Source organism: Haliea sp. E17 (assembly GCF_048323675.1).
In the GTDB taxonomy this organism is placed as follows: domain Bacteria; phylum Pseudomonadota; class Gammaproteobacteria; order Pseudomonadales; family Halieaceae; genus Mangrovimicrobium.
Genome location: NZ_JBLWFK010000003.1, coordinates 127,860 through 145,101 on the forward strand (window position 1 = coordinate 127,860; position 17,242 = coordinate 145,101).

A 17,242-nucleotide genomic window follows, 5' to 3' on the forward strand; every position below is an offset into this window, starting at 1 on the left:
ACCCATGAGCATCGCAGCCAACACTATCGCCGTGGTCGGCGCAGCCGAGACGACCCAACTCGGCGTCATTCCGGATGTCTCCGCCCTGGGCCTGCACCTCGATGCCGCCCTCAACGCCCTCGCAGACGCCGGCCTGAAACCCGGCGACATCGACGGCATCGCCTGCGCCGGCGAACATCCCTGGAACGTTTCCACCATGCTCGGCATCACCCCGAAGTGGGTGGATGGCACCAACGTCGGCGGCTGCTCCTTCATGCTGCATGTGCGCCACGCGGCCGCCGCCATCGCCGCCGGCTACTGCACTACCGTCCTGATCACCCACGGTGAATCCGGGCGCTCCCAGGTCGCGCCGCCGCAGTACGCACCGGCGCCCGCCAGCCTGTTCGGCCAGTTCGAACTGCCCTACGGCGTCAGCGTACCGGCGACCATGTTTACCATTCCGGTACTGCGCTACCTGAAGGAGACCGGCGCCGAGGTCGAGGACCTCGCCCGGGTCGCCGTGGTACAGCGGGAGTGGGCGGCGAAGAATCCGCGCGCCTACGCCAAAGACCCGATCACCGTCGACGACGTGATGAACTCGAAAATGATCGCCTATCCCTATCGCAAGCTGATGTGCTGCCTGGTTACCGACGGCGGCGGCGCGCTGATCCTCACCAGCGCCGAGCGCGCGAAGGACTTCCCCACCAAACCGGTGTACGTCATGGGCACCGGCGAGGCGGTGGAGTGCGTCAGTATCAGCATGATGGAGGACTTCACCTCCTCAAAGGCCTTCCGTGTTTCCGGCAAGTCGGCCTTTGAATCGGCGGGCATCCAGCACGCCGATGTCGACCACCTGATGGTTTACGACGCCTTCGCCCACCTGCCGCTCTACGGCCTGGAAGACCTGGGCTTCTGCGAGCGCGGCGAGGCCAAGGATTTCTTCCGCGAGCGGCGCACCGCGCCCGGCGGCGAACTGCCGATGAACACCAATGGCGGCGGCCTCTCCTACATGCACTCGGGCATGTACGGGATGTACGCGCTGCAGGAAAGCGTGCGCCAGATGCGCGGCACCGCCGCGGCGCAGGTGGAAGGAGCGAAAATTTCCGTGTGCCACGGCGTCGGCAATATGTTCAGTGCCTCGGGCACCGTGATTTTCACCAACGAAGCCTGAAGCAGGAAAGCACATGTACCCGGGTACCTACGCACAGAGCCAGCCGGACAAACTGGCGATCATCCAGCCCTCCACCGGGCTGGAAATGACCTACCGCGAACTGGACGAGCAGTCCAACCGGCTCGCGCACCTGCTTTACTCCCAGGGGCTGCGCCGCGGCGACCATCTCGCCCTGTTCCTGGAAAACCACCCGCTGTTTCTCGCCGTGGCCTGGGCCTGCCTGCGTTCGGGGCTGTACTTTACGCCGATCAACCGCCACCTCTCGGCGGCGGAGGCGGCCTACATCGTCAACGACTGCGACGCTCGGGCGCTGGTTGCCTCCGCGGCACTGGAGCAAAGCGCCGAACTCGGCGACCTGGCGCCAGACTGCGAGCTGAAACTGGCCATTGGCGGCGACGTGGCGGGCTTTGCCAGGTTCGAGGACGCGATCGCGGATCAGCCAACCGGCAATCTCGATGAGGAAAGCATGGGCGCGCTGATGCTTTATTCATCCGGCACTACAGGCAAGCCCAAAGGGGTCAAGCGCCCCCTGCCGGAAGGAAATCCCGCCAGGGGCAACCCGGCCACCCTGTTCGCGGCGAAAATGTTCAACATGGACAGTGACACCATCTACCTCGCACCGGCGCCGATGTACCACGCCGCACCGCTGGGCTACAGCAATGCCACGCTGGTCTCCGGCGGCACCGTGGTGATGATGGACAAATTCGAACCGGAACTGGCGCTGCAATTGATCGACCAGTACCGCGTCACCCACAGCCAGTGGGTGCCGACCATGTTTATCCGCATGCTCAAGCTGCCCGGGGAAATTCGCGACAAGTACGATGTTTCCAGCATGCGCTGCGCGATCCACGCCGCTGCGCCCTGCCCGGCGGAGGTCAAGCGCCAGATGATCGACTGGTGGGGCCCGGTGATCGAGGAGTACTACTCCTCCACCGAGGCGGCCGGCTATACCCGCATCACCAGCGAGGAGTGGCTCGCCCACCCCGGTTCGGTGGGACGCTCGGCGGGCAAGCCCTTCCATATCTGCGATGAAGATGGCAACGAACTCCCGGCGGGCGAACCCGGCATGATCTACGCTGAAATGGCGCCCGGTACCGAGGTCACCTATCACAAGGACCCGGAGAAATCCGCCTCCGCCCGCCACCCGCGACACGATGACTGGCTGTGCGTGGGCGACGTCGGCTACCTCGACGCGGAGGGCTATCTCTACCTCACCGACCGCAAGTCCTTCATGATCATTTCCGGCGGCGTCAACATCTACCCGCAGCAGATCGAGGACGTACTCGCCCTGTACCCGGGCATCGAGGATATCGCGGTAATCGGCGTGCCCAACGAGGAGCTCGGCGAGGAAGCGCGGGCGCTGGTCCAGCTGGCCCCTGGCGGTGTCCCCTCGGAGGAACTGGCCGAAGAGATCAAGGCCTTCGTCCGCGACAAACTGGGCAAGCAGCTGGTGCCGCGCTCGCTCGAGTTCGTGGACAGCCTGCCGCGCACCCCCACCGGCAAGCTCAACAAGAAAAGCCTGCGCGAGAAGTACTGGCCCGCAGCGAAACCCTGACCCGGGCAACCGGCAGCGAATAACGAGGAACACCATGCCTTTCACCTACGACGAGATTATCGCCAAGCGCGCTGACGACGTTCCCTTCAGCTATACCGACACCCAGATGCTGCTCTACAACCTGAGCGTCGGCATGGGCCGCGACCCCTACGACGAACAGGAACTGCCCTTCGTGTTCGAAAAACCGGCATTGCAAGTGCTGCCCTCGGCCGCCGCCGTACTCGGCGGCGGTGGCGCCAGCATTCTCTCGAGCGTGGACATCGACTGGAACAAGCTGCTGCATGGCGAACAGCGCCTGCAGATGCACCGCACCATCCCGGCCAGCGCCGAACTGCTAGGCACCACCCGCATTTCCGAGGTAGTGGACAAGGGCGCGGCGAAAGGCGCGATCGTCACCCTGGAGATGGATGTGCGGCTGGCCAGCGGCGAACCGCTGTACACCATGGAAAACGTGATTTTCATGCGCGGCAATGGCGGCTGCGGCGGCCCGGACAAATCGGCAAAAACACCCCACACACTGCCCGAACGTGCGCCGGACCTGGTGCACGTCAGCGAGACCCGACCCGACCAGGCCCTGCTGTACCGGCTCAACGGCGACCGCAACCCGCTGCACGCGCAGCCGGCCTTCGCCGAGCGGGCAGGTTTCCCCCGGCCGATCCTGCACGGCCTGTGCAGCTATGGCATCGCCTGCCGCGCAGTGCTGGCCAGTGTCTGCGCTTACGATCCGGCACGCATCCGCAGTTTCGACGTGCGCTTCACTTCCCCGGTGTACCCGGGCGAGACCATCCACACCGATATTTGGGTCGATGGCGACACCGTCTCCTTCCGCTGCCGCGTCGAGGAACGCGATATCGTCCTGATCAACAACGGCCGCTGCGAACTCAACCCGGCGGCGTGAACCAACATGAACTGCTGCGTTGGTCGCATGTCGGCCAACGCATCTGACAAGGAGCAAGCATGAGCAACAATCGATCTGAAAGCCCGGTGGCCATCGTCACCGGCGCCGGACGCGGCCTCGGCCGGGAACACGCCCTGGCCCTCGCCAAAGCCGGTTATAACCTGGTGATCAACGACCTCGGCGGCGCGGGCGACGGCACCGGTGCCGACAACACCCCGGCCCAACAGGTGGTCGCCGAAATCGAGGCGCTCGGCCAGCAGGCGGTCGCCAACGGCGCCGACGTCTCCAACTGGGCCGCCGCCGGCGAGATGATCCAGTGCGCCATCGACACCTTCGGCCGCCTCGACGGTCTGGTGAACAATGCCGGCATCCTGCGCGACCGCACCATCGCCAACATCACCGAGGAGGACTGGGACCTGTCCATCGCGGTCAACCTCAAGGGCACCGCCGCGCCCCTGCACCACGCCGCCGCCTACTGGCGCGACCTGAGCAAGCAGACCGGCGAACCGGTCAACGCCTCGGTGGTCAACACCACCTCGGCTTCCGGGCTCTACTCCATGGTCGGGCAATCCAACTATGCCGCGGCGAAGATGGGCGTCGCGTCGATGAGCGTGGTCGCCGCGCGGGAACTGGCGCGCTACGGTGTACGGGTCAACGTCCTGGCGCCGGCGGCGGTTACCCGCCTGACCGAGGGTGTGATGAAAACCGAGGACCTGAAACAGCGCCTGCAGCCGGGTTTCGTCTCCCCGCTGGTGGTCTACCTGCTGAGCGACGCCGCGGCAGAGGTTTCCGGCCGGGTATTCGAGATGGGCGGCGGTTCGCTGGTCGCGGTGGATATGCCGCGCCCCGGCGCCGGACTGCGCCATGCGGACGGTGAATGGACGGCCGAGCGAATTGCCGCGGTGATGCCGCAGCTGCTTGCGGAAGTCCCCGACGCGCCCAATTCCGCCGAGGCCATGAAGTTCATGCTGACAGCGCCCCTCGACGAGTAAACCGCATTACACCCCGGCTTCCGCCTGGCGGAAGTCGGGATATTTCCCCATCGTGAACAGCAGCGCAGAAGCCACCAGGAACAGCGGGATAAACAGCCACAACGCGCCCTGGTAACTGCCTGTCAGGTCGTAGATATAGCTCGCGACCAATGGCCCCAGACCGGTGGCCACACTCCACAGGCTGACGATACAGCCAAACACCACCCCATAGCTGCGAATGCCGAAATGGCGTGTCGCGAGGTAGGCGACGACATCCAGTTCCGCCCCCAGCGCCAGGCCCAGCACCACCACCGCGAACAGCGTTACCGCCACGGACTGCGGCGCGAAGAGAAAACACAGGCAGGTGACAATCGGCGCCAGCACCACCAGTCCGCCGATCAGGTTGCCGTTGAGGCGGTCGAGCAGTACGCCGGTACCCAGCCTGCCGATGATCGAGGTGATACCAACCGCGCCGGCGATCGCCGCGGCGGAGTCGCGGCTGAGACCATTGTCGGTGATGATCGGTACCAGGTTCATCACCAGCCCGATAATCGCCAGGGTGATGCAGAACGCGGCCAGGGCCAGTTGCGCGAAGCGCCGGGAAAGAATCGCCTCGCGTGCGCCGAGCCCGGGTAACAGAGCGGCATCCCTGGCGACAGCGCCGGACCTGCGGACATTATCCGCTGCGCTGGTAAAGCAGAGGCAGGCCAGCGGGAAGATAATCACCAGGCAGACAAGCGCGAGAATCACATAGCTGCTGCGCCAACCGAAATTCTGGATCAACTGGTTGCTCAATATCGGCACCAATGCGGAACCGAGGCCGGTGCCGCACAGGGTGACCGCCAGCGCCAGCCCCCGTCCCGTCACGAACAGGCTGGATACCGCCGCGGTCCACATGGTGGGCTTGGTGAACAGGCCGCCTGCCGCCAGCAACATCCACAGGCCCCACCAGGTGTAAATGGAAACCCCGGTGAGCGACAGCGCGGCGAGAAACCCGCAGTACATCAGGATGCCGGCGAGCGCCAGCCGGCGCGGTCCGAAGCGGTCGATCAATGCACCCACAAAGGGTGCCAGGGCCGCGCCGACAAAGGTCAGCAGGGTGAAACCGAACATGATCTGCGAGCGGCTCCAGTCGTACTCGGCTTCCAGCGGTGCCAGGAACACCCCGGTCGAATAGATGTGTACGGTACCCAGCGCCATGCCGAGCAGGCCGACCAGGACTACGGACCAGTGGGCGCGCCATTCCGCACTTGCGGCGGGGCTGGCAAATTCCTGTGCGTTGTTCAAATGATGGTTTCCTTGAGCGGGTTATTGTTATTCGCCTTGTTGATACAGCGGTCAGCGGCACACGTCCACCAGGACCTTCACCGACGCGGCGGGGTCCAGTGACTGGGCCATGGCGCGATCGATCTGCGCCAGGGGAAAACGGTGGGATACCAGCGCCGTCACGTCGAGGCCGTCGGCGATCAATTGCAGAGCCGCGGGAAATTCGTCGTCGTAGGCCATCGAACCGATGAGTCGCAGCTCCTTTGCCACCACCTGGTTGATATCCAGCGCTACCTCGCCCGCATAGGTACCCAGCACCAGCAGGTCGCCGCCCATGCGCAGCAGGCCGACACCCGCCGCCAGCGCCGCCTCGCTGCCGGTGGCATCCACCACCAGGTCTACACCGGCAGTACGCGAACTGCCCGGCCGCGTGGCGAATACCGCTTCGACTTTCGCGTTGAGGTCACCCCCACCCAGGGTATGGGGAATGGCGCCCAGCTGTTCGGCGAGGTCCAGGCGCATTCCGGCGCGGTCCAACGCCAGGATGTTCCTGACGCCTCGCTGCCGCAACAGCAGTAACGCACAGAGACCGATGGTCCCGAGCCCCTGCAGCACGACCCGGCTATCGGGGGTGAAGTGGCTGCGATTCAGGCCGCGCAGCGCGACCGCCAGGGGTTCGACCAGGGCGCCCTGGTCATCGCTCACCGAATCCGGCAGGGGAAAAACCGAATGCCCCGGCCGCGCGTCGGGAACCTCCAGGTATTCCGCAAACGCGCCGTCCCGCCTGATCCCGATCAGCGAACGCATCGGGTTGACGGTGACCCGCTGCCCGACGGTGATGCCCTGCACCCCTTCGCCGAGGGCTGCGACAACCCCGCTGAATTCGTGACCTGGAACCAGCCCCGGCACCAGGGCGCCACTGCGGTACATTTTGAGGTCCGAACCACAAATTCCCACCACTCCGACCCGGACAAGCACCGCACCAGCGCCGGGCTTGGGAATTGGCCGGCTGATGAGGTCGAGTTGCTCCGCGGCAAGCAGGCTGCAACCGAGCATGGTCTGGTCTTCGTACATTCTCCTGGTCCTGTCCTGTTATACCGCCCCGGCGTAAAACACCACCGAAGAAAAGGTAAGTATCCTCTCTATTAGTTGACTATTAGTCATTTTTATGCCAAAAATATTTCATTGATAGCGCATAAAAGCAATAAAATTGGCTGCATTTAAATGCTTTTAATGTCTATTGATAAACACCTCTTATAATAATTCGGTAGGCGCTCCGCGCTTCGGGAGTCATAATGATAACTGAACACAAATCATTTAACAGGCGAATTCTACCTGTAATTATCAGTGCCACAGTGGTCTCGCTGCCTACGCTGGCACAGGAAACCACCGACAGGTCAGCGGGGGTCATCGAGGAAGTGATGGTGACCGCCCAGCGGCGGACGGAACGCCTGGAAGACGTTCCCATGGCCATCAGCGTGGTCACCGGCAGCATGATGGAACGCGCCGGCATGGACAATATCGAGGACATCAGCCGGGTCGCCGCCGGCGTCCAGGTCAACCGCGGCGGCGCCTTCAGCCAGCCCGCGATTCGCGGCATCAGCACCCTGACCCTGGGCAACGGCCTGGAGAACAACGTCGCCGTCTACGTCGACGGCGTCTACCAGCCGGATGCCGTGGCGATCAACGCCGAACTCGCCAATATCGCCAGTGTCCAGATTCTCAAGGGGCCCCAGGGCACACTCTACGGTCGCAACGCCACCGGCGGGGCCATCGTGATCGATACCCTCGCGCCCTCCGACGAATTCGAAGGTAACGTCAAGGCTTCCTACGGCCGCTTCGACGACACCAAGCTCCAGGGTTATGTATCCGGCCCGATTACCGACAACGTCGGCTTCAGTCTCGCCGGCAACTGGCGCGAGAGCGATGGCTATATCGAGGATGTCGGCGATGATCCAACATCCTCGAAAGACAATTACGACGCGGCGCCCCTGAAAAGCAGCGCCCTGCGCGCCAAGCTGAAGTTCACGCCGACCGAGGACCTCGATATCAACCTCGGCTACAACTACGTGGATTACCTCGACGCGCGCGGACTCGCCTACCGCATTCCGAAATACGCCGTCCTGCCGGGTGGTGCGACAGCCAAAGACAAGGTCTCCCTGAACATCAAGGGCGACAATGCCATGGAACTCAACGAGGGCTCCCTGGGCATTAACTGGCAAACCGGGATCGGTAACCTGGCCGCGGTTACCGCGTTCGCGAAACGCAAAAGCAACAGCAGCTTCGACTTCGACGGTACCAAGATCGACCTGGTCCGGGGCGAAAGCAAGGGCAACACCGAGTACACCCTGCAGCAGACCCTCAACCTGAATATCGACTCCTTCGAGCGGCTGAATATCAATGTCGGCGGCATGTATTACGACGACCGGTACCGGCAGGAAAACTACCAGAGCTGGCGCTACGACGAATTGCAGTACACCTATAACCTGCAGACGGACGCCGAAGCGTTTGCCGCCTACGTCGACGCCACCTGGGAGTTCAGCGACGACTGGTTCCTGACCCTGGGCGCACGCTACAGCGAGGAACAGCGCCGCGGCGCCTACCAGGTAAACAACATTACCGGGGCTCCCACTCCTTCCACGGACAAGAGCAAGGACTACGACGCGACCACGCCCCGGGCGGTACTGCGCTACCAACTGGACGACAACAGCAGTGTCTATGCGTCCTACACCACCGGCTTTCGCAGCGGGGTCTTCAATACCGGCATCCAGCCAGACCCGATTCTCTACACCCCCGTGGACCAGGAAGAGATCACCGCCTACGAAGTCGGCTTCAAGACCGCCCAGACTTTTTACCGCCTGAGCGCCGCGGCGTACTACTACGACTATACCGACCTGCAGGTCGGCATCACCATACCCAATCCCATCGGCACCGGCGTGGTGCAATCCATGTTCAACGCCCCGCAAGCCGAGGTATACGGTGCTGAAGCGGAGATCGATGTCTCGCTTGGCGAGAACCTGAACCTGCGCGCGGGACTGGCCTATATCCACGGTGAATACACCGACTTCCCCGACACCACCGGGGTGGGACTGGACGCGGCATCCCAGAGCAATATCTCTCCCCAGTTCCAGGACTGGACTGACCAGGAAATGGCCAGGGCCCCGGAGTGGACAGCCAACCTCGGTATCGACTACACGCTGGCAGTGGCTGATGGCGAGCTGACGCTTTCCGGCAACGTCAACTACAGTGATTCCTACGTGGTACAGAACCTGTCGCTGTACGGCCCACTGGCCGGGGACGCGGGCGGCGCCAATGAGCAGCGCTACCGCCAGGACAGTTTCGTGCTGGTCAACGCCCGCGCCGACTGGACCAGTCCCGGCGGGAGCTACAGCCTGGCTGTCTACGGCGACAACCTGACCGACGAGCGTTACTTCCTGACCAATTCCGGCAGCAGCCTCGGCGACTATAACCAGTACGCCTGGCCTGTAACCTATGGGGTCAGCGTCGGCTACAACTTCTAGTACGACCAGGCTACCGACCCGAGCGGTCGGTAGCCTGCACTCCCCTTACATCTCCACGATATACCGCGCCAGCTTCAGGTACGCGATCTTCCACGCACCGCCCTGCTTCACCCAGCGCTCGTGGTAGGTGCCATAACCGGTCAGCGCCATTTCCTCGCTCCAGATTACCCGGTCCTGCATCGCCCAGATCACCAGGATGTCATCGCCGTCGCGGGTCATCTCCGGCAGGTGCACCTGGTGGGCGGTTTTGGCTCCGGTGAGACTCTCCTGCACCATTTTCAGGGCGGTGTCGCGGCCCTTGATAATGTCCTTGTCGGTGCCATCGGATACGTCGAGCTCGTAGTCTTCGGTAAACAGGCTGGCGAAAGCGTCCCACTGCTTGCTGTCCAGGAAGCGGCAGTACTGCGCCTTGGCGTTGCAGATGGCCTGCCAGTCCTCAAAACTGATGGCTTCGCTCATGGATATTTCCTCTCGGTGTTATCACGTGTCGTTCAGTAGGCGATAGAGAAACCGGCGTCTACTGCCAGTGTCTGGTTGGTGACGCGCCGCGCCGCGGGCAGCGAAAAATACAGTACGGCAGAAGCGATGTCCTCACCTTCGCACAGGCCCAGGGGCGTTGCGCGACAGGCAGGGCCCTCCGGCGCCGGCCCCTTCGCCTGCAGGGAACCCGGGGTCATGACCCCGCCGGGTAGAACGGTGTTGACGGTAATACCGTGCTCCACCAGTTCCAGCGCACTGGCCTGGGTAAGCGCCGCCAGCGCCCCCTTGGATCCGACGTAGCAGGCGAGACCCTTGACGATCTGCCCGCGCAACGACAATGAAGCCACATTGACTATGCGTCCACCCTCGCCCTTTTCTACCATGTCGCGACCCAGTTCACGGATCATCAGGAAGGGGCCGCGCGCATTCACCGCGTTCATCCGGTCCCACTCTTCCACGGTGCCCTCCAGCAGCAACTGGCGATCCTGCAGGCCGGCGTTGTTCACCAGCGCCCAGGGTGCGCCGTGCTTTTCGACGATCTCCTGGCATCCCGCTACCACGGATACTTCATCAGCGAGATTGATGATGACGGCGTCCGCACCATAGCCCGCTTCCTTCAGTGTGGCGACCTCGGCCTCCGCGGTCTCGCGGTTGATATCCACCACCACCACGAAGGCACCGGCCTCCGCCATGGTCCTGGAAATCGCTGCGCCAATGCCACTGGCGCCGCCGGTCACCACGGCGACGCGTCCTTTCAAGTCATACATAACACTTAACCTCAGGTTTTTACTCGCCAAGAAAATCAGTTGCCGCCCTCGGGTTCCAGGTAGGCCGCCAGGCTGGAGAGCAGGAAGTCGAGATTGCCATTGGCAGCGCCGCTGGCCTCCTCCTCGCTCATCGCGCCGGGGTCGAACTGGCAGTGCCAGTCCACCCGGCATCCCGACGCGGTGGGAACTACCGTAATGTGGCCTCGGTAGTCGGCCAGCTGGAACAGGGTACTCACGGCGATGGTGTAGTCGATGGTCATTGCGGCCTGATCGCTGGCCAGCAGGGTTTCCTCAATGGGTTCCGCCCCGGGAATAAACAGACGACGGGTGATACAACCGCCATCGCTCACCACTTCGGTTTTTTCCAGGCCCGGCAACCAGGCGGTATTGCCCCAGTCAGCCAGCAGGGACCAGGCGGTATCAGCGGTTACGCTGAATTCACGACTCACAGTGGTTTCGAACATCACATAGACCTTTTTTGTTTTACAGGGTATCTGAAGCGACACCCCCCTTCTACCGGATGGATTACTCCGAATTGCTCAACCTGAATTTCAACTGGAAATCCGTACTGAACAGTCCGCTCGTTTTCTCGGTGTTTTTCACCGAAGCAACCGCCGAGACATACATCACTCTGCCTGGTTGCAACCGGGCAACCAGACTCGAATCCACCCAGGCCGATAAGCCGAACATATGGCACGCAACAGACGTGGAGGTTCAAGTGAATCACGCTGAGCGACGCAAAGCGCAGTCTAGCTGGAAACCCAGGCTGCCACCCTGGCGAGAAGGTCGTAAAACGACATTTGCAAACCGAGCCACCACGCAGGCTGTTGCAAGCGCTCCCACTCGTCATTGGCTTCATCGAGCAAATAGGCCTTGATGGCACGACTGTCCGCTTCCGTCAGCACATCGCGAAAGCCGACCATCCCCGCCTTCTCCATAAGGCCGTCCAGCACGATGGCGTCGAAGTTGTCGTAGAACACGGCGGGGAGATTGCGCAGGTCGGGCACCACACCGTCGCTCACCGCGCCATGGCCATGGCACATGATGCAGTACTGTCCGTAGAGCTGTTCCCCACGCTGGGTCAGCGCACTGTCGACACTGCTGCGGGGCGGCGGTTGCCGCATGGGCTCGAGCGCCTCCAGGGGGGGCAGCTCTCCACTGGCATCCAGCCGGAAGGTCAGCAAACGGCCGTGTTCGGGTTCCGCCCTGGCGCCACTGCCCAGCGCCAGCGGCGCCCCGCCCCCCCAGCCGACAAGGATGGACAGGTACTGCTTGCCATCCACGCTGTAACTGACCGGCGAGCCAATTACCCCTTCCTGGGTAGCGAAGGTCCAGAGCTCGTCTCCACTGGCGGCATCGTTGGCGACCACGAAGCCATCGCCCGTCCCCTGGAATACCAGGTCGCCCGCGGTTGCCAGCACGCCCCCGTTCCACAGCACCCGACGCGGCACCTCCCAGGCGGCGCGTTGCAGCTGTGGATTCCAGGCCAGCAGTTTTCCCGAGGTCATGTTCCGCGCCAGCGCGCGCACCAGGAGATCGTTGTCGACAGGCGCCGACATCCCGGCGACGCCGGTATTCCAGTGTCCCCAGTGATGGACGTAGTCCTGCGCCTGGGCGTACCCCATCATCGCATCCATGGCCGGAATGTAGACCAGCCCGGTCCCCGGGTGGTGGGCCATGGGCTGCCAGTTGTGCGCACCGACACCGGAAGGCAGGATCATTGCGGGTTCCTGCCGGTAGTCCACGCCCGGGTTTTCCACCGGCCTGCCGCTATTCATGTCGTAACGGTTCGCCCAGTTGACACGTGCATAGGGCTCCGCGGACAGCAAGCCGCCATCGCGGCGGTCGAGGACGAAAAAGAAGCCATTCTTGGGGGCATGCCAGATCACTTTCCGCAGCTCGCCGCCGATCTCCATATCCGCCAGCATGATCTGCTGGGTGGCGGTGTAATCCCAGCTCTCCGCCGGCGTCTCCTGGTAGTGCCAGAGATAGTCACCCGTATCGGGGTTCAGCGCGATAATCGATGACAGGTAGAGATTGTCGCCGCCCTGTGGGCTGCGAATATGCCGGTTCCAGGGTGAGCCATTGCCGACGCCGATGTAGAGTTGGTTGAGTTCCGGGTCGTAGACGATGGAATCCCATACCGTCCCGCCGCCCCCGTAGCGCCACCACTCCCCGGTCCAGGTGGCGGCCGCCCGTTCCATGGCCGCGTTTTCGAAACCCTCGGCGGGATTCCCGGGCACGGTGTAAAAACGCCACACCAAATCGCCGCTGTCGGTGTCGTAGGCGCTGACAAAGCCCCGCACACCGTACTCGGCCCCGCCATTGCCAATAAAGACCTTGCCGCGGGCGGCCCGGGGAGCGCCGGTAATCGTGTAGGGAAACTCTGCAATATCCGCGGTCTGCACCGACCAGCGTACCTGCCCCGTCGCCGCGTCGAGGGCGACCAGCCGGGCATCCAGCGTGCCGACAAACACCTTGCCTTCGTAGACAGCGACTCCCCGATTGACGACGTCGCAACAGGCCATCTTGCCCCAGGCCTTTGGCACTTCCGGGTCGTACTTCCAGAGCAGCGAACCGTCACGGGCGTCCACCGCGTAGACCACACTCCAGTTGCCGGTGAAGTAGAGTACGCCATCGACAGCGATGGGCGTGCCTTCCAGTCCGCGCGCGTAATCGAGATCGAAGTACCAGGCGAGGCCGAGGCGACTGACGGTGTCGCGATTGATGTGCCGCAGGGGACTGAAGCGCTGCTCGCGGTAATCCAGGCCATAACTGAGCCAGTTCCGGCCATCCTGGTCTGCGATAGCCTCGGTATCGACAAAAGCCGCAGGTCGCCTCGACACAGGTTCATTTGCCAGGGCAGGGTTCGCCTGCAGTAACAGCATCCCGGTGAAACCTGCCAGCAAAGGCACTCTCCACCCGATCCCGCCATGGCCACGTGCCAGCCACGCAAAACAGCGGATCAACCGCACTCCGGAATCCCCTCTTCATTATTATTAGCCCGCTTAATATAACAGTTCAGCGAGCAAGTCCGCCAAAAACAAACAACTGTCCGGGTGGAAAAAGCCGGTAAACATGCAGACGGCGGATTCGATCGGGTAGAATAAATTCGCTATAGCAAAATAAGGAAATATCGCTTATGCCGGTCTCAAAACTGAAAGAACTTCCCAAGGGTGGCGGCGGTCGCTGGCCCCTGTGTGGCGAAGGTTTCCGCTCGGTGAAGTGGGGTGACCTCGAGGTGGGTTACACCACTGCAGGCCCGATGACCGCAGCCGCCGCCTACGAGGGACTTCCCGGCGGCATCTGTATGTGCCCCCACTACGGCTACGTTTTCAAGGGCCGCATTCGCTGCACCTATCCAGACTCAACATGGGAAGACGAAGTTGCCGAAACCGGCGACGTGTATTTTTTCCGACCCGGCCATCACCTGATCTACGAGGAGTCCACCGAGGCGCTGGAGCTGAACCCGGCAGATGCGCTCGAAGTCCTGATGGATCATGTGGAGGCGTATGCACAACGACAACTCGCGCAAAGCCGGGATGAATAGCGATAGCCAGAGACAATCTGGCCGTTGTTTGCCCGCCGTAATCACCAGTCGAAATCCACGACAATCAAGTCAACGACTGCTCCGGGTGCTTTTCGAATCCCTGGGAACCCATATTCGTTCCCGGCATCAGAACCCGGCCAGGCGGGTGCACCCCAGCCCTGGTGGGCCAGGCGTTCGATCCACAGATCCAGATCGTGGCCGAGATCCTCGTCCAGGCCCGCCTCCTCCATGCCGGCGGTTTTGCCCGCCAGCGAAGGTGGAAAATTTTCAGCAATAAAATGGCGCACGCTGCTGCGAAATGTCTCGAGCTCAGCCTGCATGTGGTTACCTGTTGCGAGTCTGAATTTAAAACTGCGGCTGCCGTGCAGCCACGTCAGGCCAGCTTCAGCGGCAAGTCGCGCAGGCGCTGCCCGGTGGCCGCAAACAGGGCATTGGCCACTGCCGGTGCCACCGCCGGCACACCGATTTCGCCCAGGCCTGTTGGTGCTTCATCACTGGCCACGAAGTGCACTTCGATCTCCGGCACTTCATCCATGCGCAGCACCGGCAGATCGTGGAAGTTACTCTGCTCTGCCCGCCCGTCGCGGAAAGTAACCGGCGCCTTCAGCGCAGCGCCCAGGCCATAGACGATGGCCCCTTCGATCTGGGCGTGGGCACCGTCCGGGTTGATAACGCGGCCACAATCCACGGCGGCGACTATCCGCTCCACGCGGAAAGAGCCGTCATCGACAGCGACCTCTGCCACCATCGCGCAATAGGAACCGAAGGGGTTCGAAATGGCCACGCCCTGCGCCAGCCCCGCTCGTGCCTGCCCCCAGTTGGCCCGGGCGGCGGCCAGCTCCAGCACCGCGCGATGGCGGGAGTCCGCAGGCAGATGACGCCGACGAAATTCCACTGGGTCGTGCCCGGCGCTGTGACTCAGCTCATCCATGAAGGATTCCACCGCGAAGACGTTATAGGACTGCGATACCGAGCGCCAGACACCCACCGGGATACCCGGGTCGTACTGGATGGTGGCCACGCGCAGATTGCTGACGCGGTAGGGGATTTCAGCACCGTCGGCGGCGATGGGATCAAAATCCGCCAACACCGGACCAATTTTGCGGCCGAGGCTGCGCGCGGTGGCGCTGGGTATCCAGCTGGGCAGTTTGGTCGCCATCGCCTCAACCGCAAGACCGCTGATGATGCTGGCCGACACCACGCTGTGCTGCCAGCTGACGATATGGCCCGCCTCATCCACGCCCCCGTCCAGCTGGTGCAGGGACGACGGACGGTAGAAATCGTGTTGCATGTCGTCTTCCCGCGACCACTGCAGTTTCACCGGCACGCCCGGCATCTGCCGCGCAATGGCAGCCACTTCGCCGACGAAGTCGGGATAGCCGCGACGGCCAAAGCCGCCGCCCAGGAGCGTGGTGTGAACGGTGACCTGGTCGCGCGGCACCTGCGCGAAGTGGGCGGCGATGGCGCGACAGATATCGGGTGACTGATTCGGCGCCCACACCACACACTGCGGACCGCCTGCGCTTTCGCTGTACAGCGCGGTGGCATTCTGTGGCTCCATGGTACTGTGGTGGGTATAGGGCGCCGAGTAGCGACTGCTGAGCTGCCGCCCAGGCGGCAACTGCACCTGGGTGATATCGCCCTCTTCCAGCCGGACCCTGGCCTCACCGCTGGCCAATGCGGCCGCCTGGCTGGCGCTGATCGCGGCGCTGTCGAGATTCGCCAGCGGCCCTTTGTCCCAGCTCACCTGCAGCGCCTGGGCCGCCTGGCGCGCCTGCCAATAACTGTCCGCGACAATCGCCACCCCGCTGTGCACGGGAAACGCGGCCACCACCCCCGGCTTGCCCGAGATGCTCGCCTGATCCCAGGCATCGAGGCTGCCGCCATAGTGGGGACAGCGCACGATGACCGCGGTTTTCAGGTTCTCCTGCTGCACATCGATGCCGAATTGCGCGCGGCCGGTGGCCTTTTCCACACCGTCCAGGCGCGGCAGCGACGTGCCTATCCAGCGGTAATCCGCCGGCGACTTCAACTGGAAACCAATGTCGCGGAACTGCCCCGCGTCTGCCGCCAGGTCGGCGTAGGCCAGCCGCGCGCCGGTTGCGGGGTTGATCACCACGCCGTTGTCGGTGCGGCACCCGGCCGCCGGAATCTCCCAGCGCCGCGCCGCGGTCGCCAGCAACATGGCTCTGGCTGCCGCACCGGCTTCGCGCAGGGATTGCCAGCTGCCCGCCACACTGGTGCTGCCACCGGTGATTTGCAACTTCGCCGCGGGATCCGCAAAAGCCGGGTGCAAGCCGGCCATGGCGATCTCCAGCCGCGCCGGATCAAAGTCCAGCTCTTCACCGATGAGCATGGGCAGCGAGGTCATTACTCCCTGTCCCATCTCCACCTTGTGCAACTGGAAGATAACCCTTCCGTCAGTGGTGATCTGCAGCCAGGCATTGGGCTGGAAGCTGCCCTCCTGCGTTCCCGGGACTGGCGGTGACGAGCGTCCGAGGGTCAGGCCAATTATCAATCCGCCTCCCACCAGGCCACTGCCAATGAGGAACTTGCGACGACTGAGGCTCATGCGGCTGGCGCTCCACTGACATCACTGGGGTCGTAGAACTGCACCGAGCTGGACTGGATCTCCATGGTCGCCGCCGCCTGCTGAATGGCACTGAGAATGCGCGGGTAGGTGCCACAGCGGCAGATATTGCCGGACATGGCGCTGCGTATCTCCGCCCTGGACGGCCTGGCGTTGCTCGCCAACAGACTGACCGCTGACATGATCTGGCCCGACTGGCAGTAGCCGCACTGCGCCACGTTGCCGGCAATCCAGGCCTGTTGTACCGGGTGATTTCCACCCAGGCCCTCGATGGTGGTAATGCTTTTACCCGCCACCGCCGCCACCGGCAGCACGCAGGTGCGGGTGGCCACACCGTCCACCAGCACCGTACAGGCACCGCACAGACCGGCGCCACAACCGAACTTCGTACCCAGCAGCTGCAACTCGTCGCGCAGCACCCACAACAGTGGTGTATCGGCCGCCGAGCTGACCATGACGGACTGATTATTCAATGCAAAGGTCGTCATGCCCTG

Annotated in this window: 15 protein-coding genes; 6 read left to right on the forward strand and 9 right to left on the reverse strand. The window is 63.2% G+C overall.

Annotated features, from left to right (window positions below; all coding sequences use genetic code 11):
* The first annotated feature begins 4 nt into the window (after positions 1–4).
* Genes ACNKU3_RS09205 through ACNKU3_RS09220 form a run of 4 tightly spaced genes read left to right on the forward strand, consistent with a single transcriptional unit; the run spans position 5 to position 4,595 of the window.
* Positions 5–1,150: a thiolase C-terminal domain-containing protein gene (locus tag ACNKU3_RS09205; protein WP_418259154.1), complete on the forward strand. Its 1,146-nt coding sequence runs from the start codon at positions 5–7 to the stop codon at positions 1,148–1,150.
* Positions 1,151–1,163: 13 nt separating this feature from the next.
* On the forward strand, positions 1,164–2,705 hold the full coding sequence (locus tag ACNKU3_RS09210) for an acyl-CoA synthetase (protein ID WP_418259155.1): 1,542 nt from the start codon (positions 1,164–1,166) through the stop codon (positions 2,703–2,705).
* Positions 2,706–2,739: 34 nt separating this feature from the next.
* Entirely contained in the window at positions 2,740–3,603 is an 864-nt protein-coding gene (locus ACNKU3_RS09215; RefSeq protein WP_418259156.1) for a MaoC/PaaZ C-terminal domain-containing protein, read from the forward strand.
* A 59-nt stretch (positions 3,604–3,662) separates the two neighbouring features.
* Complete coding sequence (locus ACNKU3_RS09220; RefSeq protein ID WP_418259157.1) at positions 3,663–4,595, forward strand: SDR family NAD(P)-dependent oxidoreductase; 933 nt, start codon at positions 3,663–3,665, stop codon at positions 4,593–4,595.
* A 6-nt stretch (positions 4,596–4,601) separates the two neighbouring features.
* On the opposite strand, the gene ACNKU3_RS09225 is transcribed toward ACNKU3_RS09220, so the two are convergent.
* Complete coding sequence (locus tag ACNKU3_RS09225; protein ID WP_418259158.1) at positions 4,602–5,861, reverse strand: MFS transporter; 1,260 nt, start codon at positions 5,859–5,861, stop codon at positions 4,602–4,604.
* A 51-nt stretch (positions 5,862–5,912) separates the two neighbouring features.
* On the reverse strand, positions 5,913–6,914 hold the full coding sequence (locus tag ACNKU3_RS09230; protein ID WP_418259159.1) for a zinc-dependent alcohol dehydrogenase: 1,002 nt from the start codon (positions 6,912–6,914) through the stop codon (positions 5,913–5,915).
* 281 nt (positions 6,915–7,195) lie between these two features.
* Here ACNKU3_RS09230 and ACNKU3_RS09235 point away from each other — a divergent pair, with 281 nt between their 5' ends.
* The gene (locus ACNKU3_RS09235; protein WP_418259160.1) at positions 7,196–9,361 is read left to right on the forward strand and encodes a TonB-dependent receptor; all 2,166 of its coding nucleotides are present in this window, start codon (positions 7,196–7,198) and stop codon (positions 9,359–9,361) included.
* 45 nt (positions 9,362–9,406) lie between these two features.
* Here ACNKU3_RS09235 and ACNKU3_RS09240 read toward each other — a convergent pair whose 3' ends face one another.
* From ACNKU3_RS09240 to ACNKU3_RS09255, 4 genes are all read right to left on the reverse strand, one after another.
* Positions 9,407–9,820 carry a nuclear transport factor 2 family protein gene (locus tag ACNKU3_RS09240; protein WP_418259161.1) on the reverse strand — a complete coding sequence of 138 codons (414 nt, stop codon included), beginning with the start codon at positions 9,818–9,820 and terminating at the stop codon, positions 9,407–9,409.
* Positions 9,821–9,852: 32 nt separating this feature from the next.
* Positions 9,853–10,608, reverse strand: a complete 756-nt coding sequence (locus tag ACNKU3_RS09245; protein WP_418259162.1) for an SDR family NAD(P)-dependent oxidoreductase — start codon at positions 10,606–10,608, stop codon at positions 9,853–9,855.
* Positions 10,609–10,643: 35 nt separating this feature from the next.
* On the reverse strand, positions 10,644–11,072 hold the full coding sequence (locus tag ACNKU3_RS09250) for an SRPBCC family protein (RefSeq protein WP_418259163.1): 429 nt from the start codon (positions 11,070–11,072) through the stop codon (positions 10,644–10,646).
* A gap of 285 nt (positions 11,073–11,357) precedes the next feature.
* The gene (locus tag ACNKU3_RS09255) at positions 11,358–13,454 is read right to left on the reverse strand and encodes a PQQ-dependent dehydrogenase, methanol/ethanol family (protein ID WP_418259164.1); all 2,097 of its coding nucleotides are present in this window, start codon (positions 13,452–13,454) and stop codon (positions 11,358–11,360) included.
* A 296-nt stretch (positions 13,455–13,750) separates the two neighbouring features.
* Between ACNKU3_RS09255 and ACNKU3_RS09260 the strand changes: the two genes are divergently transcribed.
* On the forward strand, positions 13,751–14,158 hold the full coding sequence (locus tag ACNKU3_RS09260) for a hypothetical protein (RefSeq protein ID WP_418259165.1): 408 nt from the start codon (positions 13,751–13,753) through the stop codon (positions 14,156–14,158).
* A gap of 41 nt (positions 14,159–14,199) precedes the next feature.
* Here ACNKU3_RS09260 and ACNKU3_RS09265 read toward each other — a convergent pair whose 3' ends face one another.
* The 3 genes from ACNKU3_RS09265 to ACNKU3_RS09275 are packed head-to-tail and all read right to left on the reverse strand — an operon-like array spanning position 14,200 to position 17,236.
* Entirely contained in the window at positions 14,200–14,478 is a 279-nt protein-coding gene (locus ACNKU3_RS09265; protein WP_418259166.1) for a hypothetical protein, read from the reverse strand.
* 53 nt (positions 14,479–14,531) lie between these two features.
* Positions 14,532–16,730 (reverse strand): molybdopterin cofactor-binding domain-containing protein, encoded by a 2,199-nt coding sequence (locus tag ACNKU3_RS09270; protein ID WP_418259167.1) that lies wholly within the window; start codon positions 16,728–16,730, stop codon positions 14,532–14,534.
* Positions 16,727–17,236 (reverse strand): (2Fe-2S)-binding protein, encoded by a 510-nt coding sequence (locus tag ACNKU3_RS09275; protein ID WP_418259168.1) that lies wholly within the window; start codon positions 17,234–17,236, stop codon positions 16,727–16,729. Before ACNKU3_RS09275 ends, ACNKU3_RS09270 begins: the two co-directional genes overlap by 4 nt.
* Between the last annotated feature and the right edge of the window lie 6 nt (positions 17,237–17,242).